This is a genomic window from Comamonas sp., from assembly GCF_036666375.1.
Classification (GTDB): domain Bacteria; phylum Pseudomonadota; class Gammaproteobacteria; order Burkholderiales; family Burkholderiaceae_C; genus Comamonas.
The window spans coordinates 62,942-72,325 of sequence record NZ_JAVWWA010000013.1 but is presented as its reverse complement, the minus strand read 5'-3'; the positions used below and the strand labels follow the sequence as shown (position 1 = coordinate 72,325).

The window sequence follows — 9,384 nt, the reverse complement described above, 5'->3', positions numbered from 1 at the left end:
GGTGCGCGAAGTGGCGCCCGGCTTTTTCGTCAACATGTGGGGCTACAACGGCCAGAGCCCGGGGCCGACCATCGAAGTGGTGGAGGGCGACAGGGTGCGCATCTTCGTCACCAACCGCCTGCCCGAGCACACCACCATCCATTGGCATGGCCAGCGCCTGCCCAACGGCATGGACGGCGTGGGCGGGCTGAACCAGCCGCATATTCCACCGGGCAAGACCTATGTCTACGAGTTCGAGGCACGCCGGCCCGGCACCTTCATGTACCACCCGCACTCGGACGAGATGGTGCAGATGGCGATGGGCATGATGGGCCTGTGGATCACCCACCCCAAGGCGCGCCACCCCTTGATTGCCGATGTGCAGCGCGACTATGCATTCCTGCTGTCGGCCTATGCCGTGGAGCCCGGGGCGATGACGCCGCGCGTCAACGAGATGACGGACTTCAACATCTGGACCTTCAACAGCCGGGCCTTTCCCGCGATCACGCCGCTGGTCGCGCGCCAGGGCGACAGGGTGCGTATACGCGTGGGCAATCTGACCATGACCAACCATCCCATCCATGTGCACGGCCACGAGTTCGAAGTCACCGGCACCGACGGCGGGCCCGTGCCGCGCTCGGCGCGCTGGCCCGAGGTGACCACCGACGTGGCCGTGGGCCAGATGCGCCAGGTGGAACTGATTGCCGACGAGCCCGGCGACTGGGCCTTTCACTGCCACAAGAGCCATCACACCATGGGCGCGATGGGACATGACGTGCCCACCATGATTGGTGTCGATCACCGCGGACTGGTGGGCAGGATACAGAAGATCGTGCCCGACTACATGCTGATGGGCGAGCGCGGCATGGGCGACATGGGCGCCATGCAGATGCCCCTGCCCGACAACACCTTTCCGATGATGAGCGGCAACGGCCCGTTCGGGCCGCTCGAGATGGGCGGAATGTTCACCACGCTCAAGGTGCGCCCCGGTCTGGGCGCCCACGACTATGCGGACCCGGGCTGGTTTGCCCAGCCCAGGGGCAGCGTGGCCTATGAATGGACCGGAGCGCCGCTCGATGCGGCCGCGCCGCGCCAGACCCTGCCAGGCAGTGCGCCGGGTGCACCCAGCGTGCGCAAGCCCGGCACGGGCCATGAACACCATTGATACCTTGCTTTGAACCAGGAGAAAACCATGACACTTCACCCCAATCGCCGCCATTCGCTGGCGCTGCTGGCATCGCTTGCCGCCACGGCCTGTCTGCCCGCGCTGGCCGCTGGCGCCAGAACCCCCATGGAAGTCTGGAAGGACCCGAACTGCGGCTGCTGCAAGGACTGGGTCGTGCTGATGGAGAAAGCCGGCTTTGCCGTCACCGTGCACGATACCGGCAACAACGCCGTGCGCGCCAAGCTGGGATTGCCGCAGCGCCTGGGCTCGTGCCACACGGCGCTGGTGGGCGGCTATCTGCTCGAAGGCCATGTGCCTGCGGCCGATGTGCGCCGCCTGCTCAAGGAAAAGCCCAAGGCACTGGGCCTGGCCGTTCCCGGCATGCCTGTGGGCAGCCCCGGCATGGACGGCCCGGAATACGGCGGCCGCAAGGACCCGTACGACGTGCTGCTTGTGACCCGGAATCTGATGGGCAGCGAAGTCAGCACCCAGGTGTTCACCAGCCACCGTTCTTGAACTGCGAGTGAAGGAAACCGAGCATGCTGATCCCATTTTTCCCATCCCTGCGCGGGGCTGCGCTGGCCGTGCTGGGCCTGACGCTCGTCTGCAGCCAGGCCATGGCTCAGAACCACGACCAGCCCGGTCATGCAGGCCATAACGCCCACGATGCGGCGCCTGCTGCCGCTGGGCACGCGGCGCTGACCGAAGGCGAAATCACGCGCCGCGACGCGCGCACCGGCAAGCTGACCATACGCCATGCCGAGATCGTCAACCTGGGCATGGCGCCGATGACCATGGTGTTTGCCGTGCAGGATCCGGCCCAGGCCGCTGCGCTGCAGTCCGGCGACAAGGTGCGCTTTCGCGTGGAGAGGGTCAACGGGGCGCTGGTGATCACGCATATCGAATCGGCCGCGCCGCCGCGTTGATCGAAGCGCGCAGCGGCAGGCGCCAGGCCATCGTCGCTGCTGCTGGTATTTTTACCCGGGTGTTATTGACTCGTTTATTTCACCCGGGTAAAATTCCTGCATGGACCAAGTTACGCCACCCACCTACACCGCTTTCCTGAACGGGCAGCGCCTTGCCAGCGGCCTGTTGCCCGAAGTCGCCGTGGCCGTGCTGCGCGCCCAGCTGACGCAGCACGATCATCCGCTGGTCTTCAGCGATGCCACGGGGCAGTCCGCGGACCTGGACCTGCGCGGCGGCGAGCAAGCCGTGGCGGCGCGCTATGCCGTGGCCGCGGCTGTCTCCGTCTCCAAGGGCCGAGGTCGTCCCAAGCTCGGCGTGGTGGCGCGCGAAGTCACGCTGCTGCCCGAACACTGGGACTGGCTCGCGGCCCAGCCCGGTGGCGCCTCGGTCGCCTTGCGCAAGCTGGTGCACGAAGCGCGGCGCAAAGGCGGCCAGCAAGACCTCACGCGCCGCGCGCGCGACCGTGCCTACCATGCCATGTCGACGCTGGCCGGCGACCTCGCGGGCTTCGAGGAAGCGTCGCGGGCGCTGTTCGCTGGCGACCCTGAGCGGCTGGCGGCGCAGATGGCCGCCTGGCCCGAAGACGTTCGGACCTACGTGCTGCAGCTCGCTGAACCCGCAGCCGGCTGAGCCCGGCATTTTCCGATTCTTTGCCCACAGCGCGTGGCCGGCTGTCGCAGCGCTGCGGGCACACGCACGCCCGTGGCGTTCAAGGCACGCGGCACCACCCTCACCAGGAGAAAAAGATGGAATCTTCCGTCAACCAGGCGGCGCGGCGCGCGGCCGCGCGCCAGGCGCGCGACGCCTTCCCGCCCATGGGCGTCTATGCCATACGCGACCGCGCCAGCGGCCACCGGCTGCTGGGCGCGAGCCGCAACGTGCACGCCGCGCTCAATCGCGCGCGTTTTGAAATGCGCATGGGCAAGTATGCGGACCGTGTGCTGCAAGCCGCCTGGAGCCGCGCCGGCGCGGATGCGCTCAGCTTCGAGGTGCTCGAACTGGTGAAGGAACGCGAGGACGCGGAATTCGACTACGCGGGCGAGCTCAAGGCGCTGGAGCAGACCTGCCGCGAACTCGAAGGCCTCAAGCCATGAGCGAACTTGCGCTGCAAGCCTGCGTGGACCGACACCTCGCGCACGCGGGCCGGGTGTTCGTGCTCGACAACGAACTCGGCACCCACCACGGGCTGTCATGGGCCGACTTCGTGCTGCTGACGGTGCTGGAGGCGGCCGGCGGCGCCGCGCCCGCGACGCAGCTCGCGCGCACCATGTGCACGCCGGCCTCGCAACTGCTGCTGCGCCTGCTGCCGCTGGAGAAGACCGGCCTGGTGGAGCGCGCCGCCGATGGCCAGGGCCGGCGCCGCGTCACGCTGCGCGCGCCAGGCCGCAAGCTGCTGCACGAGGCGCGGCAGACGGCAGCCAACGCCTGCAGGCCCTGACGGCAACCTCGCTCAGGCCGCGTGCGCGCGCAGCCAGGCGACGATGTCGGCCGTCACTTCGGCGCGGTTGGTTTCATTCAGGATCTCGTGGCGCGCCGCAGGATAGAGCTTGAGCGTCACGTCGGCGATGCCCGCATCGCGATAGCGCTTGGCCAGCAGCTGCACCAGCGCGCCGCCGCCGGCAAGCGGATCGGCGTCGCCCGAGGCGATCAGCAGGGGCAGGTCGGCGCGGATGCGCGCCAGCTGCGCCGGATCGGCGAGCCGGGATGCGGGTGCGAACAGCGCGCCAATCACTTCTTGCGGCACTTCCCAGCCGCACCAGGGATCGGCGACATAGGCATCCACTTCGGCGGCGTCGCGCGAAAGCCATTCGTAGCCCGTGCGCTGCGCAAAGCCGGCGTTGAAGGCTTCGAGCCCGGCCGGCGCACCCGCAGGCGCATTGGCCATGGCGGCGACCAGCATGTCGAGCGCGGTCGTGCCGGACAGCACCACGCCCGACCAGGTCGAAGCGTGATCGATGATCGCCGCCTGCGCGGCAAACGAGCCCATCGAGTGCGCGAACAGAAACAGCGGCAGGCCGGCATGCTGGGTCCGCAATTGCGCCCCGAACTGCGCCACGTCGGCAATCAGGCCGTCAAATCCCGCGGCGCCGAAATCGCCCAATCGCCCATCGGCGCTGCGCCCGTGCCCTCTGTGATCGACCGCATGGACCACGAAGCCCGCGGCATTGAGCGCCCGGGCAAACCGGTCGTAGCGTTCGCCATGTTCGGCGAGGCCGTGCGCGATCTGCACCACGCCCATGGGCTGGCCGGCAACCTCGGCCCAGGTATAGGTCGCGACCCGGGTGGCGTCGACGTTGGAGACAAAGGAGGAGGTCGAAGTGCTCATTGCCGGATTCTGGCATGTCGGCAGGGCAGGCCTGGTTGGGGTTGATGCGGGGGCTCGTCGCTGGCCGCGCCGGCTCAAGGCCGGGCGGCGGGGCTCAAGGCCTGGTCCAGAGCCCCCATGGCAACCTCGCAGGCCGCGAGCAGCCGTGCCCGCGCTACGCCGTCGCGCGCCTGCACCGAGATGCCGTGCAGCTGCGTGGCATAGAAGTCGCCCAGCGCCTGCACATCCGTGGCCGGGCGCAGCTGGCCTTCGTCCCGAGCGCGCTGCAGTCGGTCGATGATGGACTGCGTGCGCTGGCGGCGGTGGTCCGCCAGCCAGGCCGCCACCTCCGCGTTTTCCTGCGCGAAATTGATCGCCGCCATGACGACCATGCAGCCCTGGGGCTGGCCGGGTTCGGTATAGACCGTGGCCGCATCCGTCAGCATGCGCGCGATCGACTCGCGCACCTGGGCCTCGTCGGCCAGGGCCTTGTCGGCGAAGCAGCCGGCGCCCGACTCATAGCGCTGTACGGCCTCGCGGAACAGCGCCTGCTTGCTGCCGAAGGCCGCATAGATGCGCGCCGAGGCAATGCCCAGCGCCTGGACCAGGTCCGCCATGGACGTGCCTTCGTAGCCGCGCTGCCAGAACGCCAGCATGGCGCGCTCCAGCGCCTGGTCCCGGTCAAATTCCCTGGGTCTTCCGGCCATGTTTCTTGTCCTCTTCAAAAGTCAGTGCGGCATCTTAGCGGCGTGCCATCGGCGCCGTCGCGCGCCGGGTTGGCAAAAGCAGCAGCGCAGGCGTGATACTATTCTTTGTCGATCAACAAACAATACATCGAATCAAGGAAAAACACATGCAGACCATCAAGGGCCCCAGCCTTCATCTCGCGCAGTTCGCCGACGACAAGGCTCCGTTCAATTCGCTCGAGGACATTGCACGCTGGGCCGCTGGCGTGGGTTTCAAGGCCTTGCAGATTCCCGCCTGGGACCAGCGGCTGTTCGACGTGGCGACAGCCGCGCAAAGCCAGACCTATTGCGACGACATCACCGGCATGCTGGCCTCGCACGGCCTGGTGGCCAGCGAGCTGACCACGCACATGTTCGGCCAGCTGGTCGCCGTGCACCCCGCCTATGACGCGATGTGCGACAGCTTCGCTCCCGAGTCGCTGCGCGGCAATCCGGCGGCGCGAACCGCCTGGGCGATGCAGCAGCTCAAGCACTCGGCCAGCGCCTCGCGCCGCATGGGCCTGACGGAAATGGGCACGTTCTCGGGCTCGTTCGTCTGGCCCTACCTGTTCCCGTTCCCGCAACGCCCGGCCGGGCTGATCGAGACGGCCTTCGAGGAGCTCGCGCGCCGCTGGCGCCCCATCCTGGACGCCTGCGACGCGCAGGGCGTGAACCTCTGCTACGAGATCCATCCCAGCGAGGACCTGCACGACGGCACGAGCTTCGAGCGCTTCCATGAACTGGTCGGTCAGCACGAGCGCTGCAAGATCCTGTTCGACCCCAGCCACTTCGTGCTGCAGCAGCTGAACTACCTCGACTACATCGACATCTACCGCGATCACATCCGCATGTTCCATGTGAAGGATGCGGAGTTCCTGCCCAGCGGGCGCCAGGGCATCTACGGCGGCTACTCCTCATGGCTGGACCGGGCCGGACGCTTCCGTTCGCTGGGTGACGGGCAGGTGGACTTCAAGGCCATCTTCTCCAAGTTCGCCCAGTACGACTACCAGGGCTGGGCTTCTCTGGAGTGGGAATGCTGCCTCAAGGACCAGGAGGACGGCGCGCGCGAGGGCGTGGAATTCATCCATCGCCACATCATCCGCGTGACCGACAGGATCTTCGACGACTTCGCCGGCGCGCCCGTCAATCAGGGCCAGATCAACGCCATGCTGGGCATCGCCTGAGCCTCCTCGTATCCCGATTCGGACCACAAAAATGAACGCATTTCCTTCGATTACTGCACCCACCCAGGACGACTTTTCCCACGACTATGTGCGCATCGACGGCCGCCGCATCCACTGCGTCACGGCCGGGCAGGGCCAGCCCGTGCTGCTCATCCCGGGCTGGCCGCAGACCTGGTATGCCTGGCGCCATGTGATGCAGGCGCTGGCCGCGCAGGGCTTTCAGGCAATTGCCGTCGATCCGCCGGGGACGGGGTTTTCCGACCGGCCCGACACCGGCTACGACACCGGCACCATCGCCCAGACCCTGCACCGCAGCATGCTGGCGCTGGGCCATGCGCGCTACCAGGTGGTAGGCCACGACGTGGGCATGTGGGTCGCCTACGCGCTGGCCAGCGACCAGCCCCAGGCCGTGCAGTCTCTGGCGCTGACGGAAGCCGTGATCCCGGGGCTGGCGCCCGAGCCCAGCATCTTCGCGCCGCCCGAGCAGAACATCTTCCTGTGGCATTTCATGTTCAACCAGCTGGCGGACCTGCCCGAGACGCTGATCGCGGGCCGCGAACGCGCCTACCTGGAGTTCATGTTCAACCGCTGGTCGCTGCGGCGCGACCGCGTGGCCGTCGACGTCTACGTAGATGCCTATTCGGCGCCCGGCGGACTGCGCGGCGGCTTCGCCTACTACCGCGCGATTCCCGAGACCATGCGCCAGAACCGCGAGCGTGCGCAGCGCCCGCTCGCCATGCCGGTGCTGGCCATAGGCGCCGAGCACGCGACCGGCGATGCGCCCCTGGTGACGCTGCGCGGCCATGCCGATGATCTGTCGGGCGTGATCGTGCCGGACTGCGGCCACTTCATCATGGAGGAGGCCGCCGAGCCGTTCATTGCCGCACTGCTGCCTTTCCTGCAAAGGACGCGGTGACCATGGGTCTGGACGCTGACATCGCGCGCTTGCTCGCGGAGCAGGCGCGTTTGCCCCAGCCCGCGACACCGCCCACGCTGGCGCAGTTGCGCCAGGCCACCGACGCCGGGCTGCGCGCCCTGCACGGGCCGGTCGAGGCCGTCGCGCGCACGGCCGACTTCACGCTGCGCGCGCGCGACGGCGCTCCCCTGCGCCTGCGGGTGTACTGGCCGTCGGCAAGCGGCCGGCCCCAGCCGGCGCTGGTGTTCGCCCATGGCGGCGGCTGGTGCCTGGGCTCCATGGCGCTGTACGACAACCCCTGCCGCGCGCTGGCGGTGGCAACCGGGGCGGTGGTGATCTCGGTGGACTACCGGCTCGCGCCCGAGCACCGCTTCCCGGTGCCGCTGCACGACTTCTGCGATGCCCTGGCCTGGACTTTCGCGCAGGCCCAGGCACTGGGGCTGGACCCTGGGCGCATAGGCGTGGCCGGCGACAGCGCAGGCGGCAATCTCGCGGCCGCCGCCTGCCTGGCGGCACGCCACGCAGAGGGCTGGGGCGCGGCCGGGCCGCCGGCGATTGCGCACCAGCTGCTGCTGTATCCCGCGCTCGACGCCGCAATGGACTCGGCTTCGTTCGACCGGTTTGGCGAGGGCCACTACCTGACGCGCGCGGCAATGGCATTTTGCTACGCCGCCTATCTTGCGCATCCCGCGCAGGGGCGGCTGGAGCAGGTGTCGCCGCTGCATGCGGGCCGCCTCGCGGGCCTGCCGCCGGCGACGGTGATCAGCTGCGAGTACGACCCGCTGCGCGACGAGGCCGAAGCCTATGCCCGGCGTCTGCAGGGCGAGGGCGTAGCGGTGGAATGCGTGCGCGTGCCCGGAATGGTGCATGCATGCATCCATATGCTGGGAGCGGCTGCGGCAGCGCGCGGGCTGTTCGATGCGGCCGGCACGGCCGTGCGGCGGGCATTGGGCTAGCAAGCTGTCTTTGCAGGCCCGTCAATGGCGCGAAAATGGCGGTTTCAAAGAATCGAGGTATGCATGAACAATCCGGCCCATGATGATCTGTTGAACCGTTACCGCAAGGCGGCGGCCGAGGCGCAGCAAAAGGAGCAGCTGGTGCGCGTGGTCGCGGCCAAGGGCCCGCGCGCCATCCAGCTGGCCAGCGAAACCGCGGCCAAGGCCGTGCGCCGGCGCAAGGTGCTCGAGGCGCAGCTGGAGCAGTTGGGGATTGTGGAACGGTAAGAGAGCCTTTTGGGGCTGGGGCCAGGCTCAGCAGGAAGAGCGAATGGCCGTTCGGTCTGAGCCTCGGCAAGCCCATCGAAGGGCGCCGATGGTCGAGGATGCGCCAATCAAGCCCTGGCCTGATGCAGTTGCGCGCCGTCCATCCACTGCGCAAAGCTTTGCGCGCAGCGCACGACTTCGCCGACAACGACCACGCTGGGGCTGCCCAGTTTTTCCTGGGCAACGACCGCAATAAGTTCGTCCAGGCGTGCAATGGCATGGCGCTGCTGTGGCTGGGAAGCGTTCTGTATCACGGCCACGGGCGTGCCAGGCGGCAGGCCCTGCAGCAGGCCCTGGGCGATGTCGGCCACGCCTTTCATTCCCATGTAGATCACCAGCGTGAGCCGCGCGGCATGCGCCGTCGCGGCCAGCTGCGGCCAGTCTATGGGCTGGGCTCCCGGGCGCGTATGGCCGGTGATGAACAGCACGCCGTGCGCATGGTCGCGGTGGGTCAGCGGCGCGCCGATCTGCGTCATGCCGGCCAGGCCGGCGGTGATGCCGTTGACGATCTCGACATGCACGCCTGCGGCGCGCAGGTGCTCGGCTTCCTCGCCGCCGCGCCCGAAGATGAACGGGTCGCCGCCCTTGAGGCGCACCACGTTCTCGCCTTCCAGCACGCTGGTCAGAATGAGCTTTTCAATGAAGGCCTGGGGCGTGCTCTGGCAGCCGCCGCGCTTGCCGACGGCAATCACGCGCGCGCCGGCCGGGGCCAGGGCAACAATGGCGTCGCTGACCAGGTCGTCGACCAGCAGCACGCTGGCCGCCTCGATGGCCTTGAGCGCCTTGAGCGTCAGCAGGTCGGGGTCGCCCGGGCCCGCGCCCACCAGCGTGCAGCGGCCCATCGGGAGGGAGTGATTGCCTTGGGAAATAGTCATGGAGGGC

13 protein-coding genes are annotated in these 9,384 nt (G+C 68.3%); 10 read left to right on the top strand and 3 right to left on the bottom strand.

Annotated elements, in window-relative coordinates; genetic code table 11:
- The 6 genes from RR928_RS05310 to RR928_RS05285 form a co-directional block, all read left to right on the top strand.
- Window positions 1-1,144 (top strand): multicopper oxidase family protein (locus RR928_RS05310; RefSeq protein ID WP_332681690.1); only part of this gene is annotated, 1,144 nt, incomplete at its 5' end.
- Window positions 1,145-1,171: 27 nt separating this feature from the next.
- Window positions 1,172-1,660 carry a DUF411 domain-containing protein gene (locus tag RR928_RS05305; protein ID WP_332547686.1) on the top strand — a complete coding sequence of 163 codons (489 nt, stop codon included), beginning with the start codon at window positions 1,172-1,174 and terminating at the stop codon, window positions 1,658-1,660.
- 23 nt (window positions 1,661-1,683) lie between these two features.
- Complete coding sequence (locus tag RR928_RS05300; RefSeq protein WP_332539583.1) at window positions 1,684-2,070, top strand: copper-binding protein; 387 nt, start codon at window positions 1,684-1,686, stop codon at window positions 2,068-2,070.
- Between the two features lie 100 nt (window positions 2,071-2,170).
- The gene (locus tag RR928_RS05295; protein ID WP_332539581.1) at window positions 2,171-2,740 is read left to right on the top strand and encodes a DUF2239 family protein; all 570 of its coding nucleotides are present in this window, start codon (window positions 2,171-2,173) and stop codon (window positions 2,738-2,740) included.
- Between the two features lie 116 nt (window positions 2,741-2,856).
- On the top strand, window positions 2,857-3,204 hold the full coding sequence (locus RR928_RS05290; protein WP_332539580.1) for a GIY-YIG nuclease family protein: 348 nt from the start codon (window positions 2,857-2,859) through the stop codon (window positions 3,202-3,204).
- Window positions 3,201-3,548 carry an AsnC family transcriptional regulator gene (locus RR928_RS05285; protein ID WP_332539578.1) on the top strand — a complete coding sequence of 116 codons (348 nt, stop codon included), beginning with the start codon at window positions 3,201-3,203 and terminating at the stop codon, window positions 3,546-3,548. The genes RR928_RS05290 and RR928_RS05285 overlap by 4 nt, the downstream gene beginning before the upstream one ends.
- A 12-nt stretch (window positions 3,549-3,560) precedes the next feature.
- Here the strand turns inward: RR928_RS05285 and RR928_RS05280 are convergent, their stop codons facing one another.
- A complete protein-coding gene (locus RR928_RS05280) occupies window positions 3,561-4,436 on the bottom strand; it encodes an alpha/beta fold hydrolase (protein ID WP_332547685.1) in 876 nt (291 codons plus the stop codon).
- Window positions 4,437-4,510: 74 nt separating this feature from the next.
- Complete coding sequence (locus tag RR928_RS05275; RefSeq protein WP_332681686.1) at window positions 4,511-5,122, bottom strand: TetR/AcrR family transcriptional regulator; 612 nt, start codon at window positions 5,120-5,122, stop codon at window positions 4,511-4,513.
- 146 nt (window positions 5,123-5,268) lie between these two features.
- Between RR928_RS05275 and RR928_RS05270 the strand changes: the two genes are divergently transcribed.
- The 4 genes from RR928_RS05270 to RR928_RS05255 all read left to right on the top strand — a co-directional run bounded on the left by RR928_RS05270 (window position 5,269) and on the right by RR928_RS05255 (window position 8,463).
- Entirely contained in the window at window positions 5,269-6,324 is a 1,056-nt protein-coding gene (locus RR928_RS05270) for a sugar phosphate isomerase/epimerase family protein (RefSeq protein ID WP_332539574.1), read from the top strand.
- 31 nt (window positions 6,325-6,355) lie between these two features.
- Entirely contained in the window at window positions 6,356-7,240 is an 885-nt protein-coding gene (locus RR928_RS05265) for an alpha/beta fold hydrolase (RefSeq protein ID WP_332539573.1), read from the top strand.
- 2 nt (window positions 7,241-7,242) lie between these two features.
- Window positions 7,243-8,196 (top strand): alpha/beta hydrolase, encoded by a 954-nt coding sequence (locus tag RR928_RS05260; protein ID WP_332681684.1) that lies wholly within the window; start codon window positions 7,243-7,245, stop codon window positions 8,194-8,196.
- A gap of 63 nt (window positions 8,197-8,259) precedes the next feature.
- A complete protein-coding gene (locus tag RR928_RS05255) occupies window positions 8,260-8,463 on the top strand; it encodes a hypothetical protein (protein WP_213300549.1) in 204 nt (67 codons plus the stop codon).
- 107 nt (window positions 8,464-8,570) lie between these two features.
- Here the strand turns inward: RR928_RS05255 and cobA are convergent, their stop codons facing one another.
- Complete coding sequence (gene cobA / locus RR928_RS05250) at window positions 8,571-9,377, bottom strand: uroporphyrinogen-III C-methyltransferase (protein ID WP_332539571.1); 807 nt, start codon at window positions 9,375-9,377, stop codon at window positions 8,571-8,573.
- Between the last annotated feature and the right edge of the window lie 7 nt (window positions 9,378-9,384).

Excerpts from the sequence above, each read along its gene's own strand:
- RR928_RS05305 (WP_332547686.1), top strand. The coding sequence starts at position 1,172 with ATGACACTTCACCCCAATCGCCGCCATTCGCTGGCGCTGCTGGCATCG.
- RR928_RS05300 (WP_332539583.1), top strand. The coding sequence starts at position 1,684 with ATGCTGATCCCATTTTTCCCATCCCTGCGCGGGGCTGCGCTGGCCGTG.
- RR928_RS05295 (WP_332539581.1), top strand. The coding sequence starts at position 2,171 with ATGGACCAAGTTACGCCACCCACCTACACCGCTTTCCTGAACGGGCAG.
- RR928_RS05290 (WP_332539580.1), top strand. The coding sequence starts at position 2,857 with ATGGAATCTTCCGTCAACCAGGCGGCGCGGCGCGCGGCCGCGCGCCAG.
- RR928_RS05285 (WP_332539578.1), top strand. The coding sequence starts at position 3,201 with ATGAGCGAACTTGCGCTGCAAGCCTGCGTGGACCGACACCTCGCGCAC.
- RR928_RS05280 (WP_332547685.1), bottom strand. The coding sequence starts at position 4,436 with ATGAGCACTTCGACCTCCTCCTTTGTCTCCAACGTCGACGCCACCCGG.
- RR928_RS05275 (WP_332681686.1), bottom strand. The coding sequence starts at position 5,122 with ATGGCCGGAAGACCCAGGGAATTTGACCGGGACCAGGCGCTGGAGCGC.
- RR928_RS05270 (WP_332539574.1), top strand. The coding sequence starts at position 5,269 with ATGCAGACCATCAAGGGCCCCAGCCTTCATCTCGCGCAGTTCGCCGAC.
- RR928_RS05265 (WP_332539573.1), top strand. The coding sequence starts at position 6,356 with ATGAACGCATTTCCTTCGATTACTGCACCCACCCAGGACGACTTTTCC.
- RR928_RS05260 (WP_332681684.1), top strand. The coding sequence starts at position 7,243 with ATGGGTCTGGACGCTGACATCGCGCGCTTGCTCGCGGAGCAGGCGCGT.
- RR928_RS05255 (WP_213300549.1), top strand. The coding sequence starts at position 8,260 with ATGAACAATCCGGCCCATGATGATCTGTTGAACCGTTACCGCAAGGCG.
- cobA (WP_332539571.1), bottom strand. The coding sequence starts at position 9,377 with ATGACTATTTCCCAAGGCAATCACTCCCTCCCGATGGGCCGCTGCACG.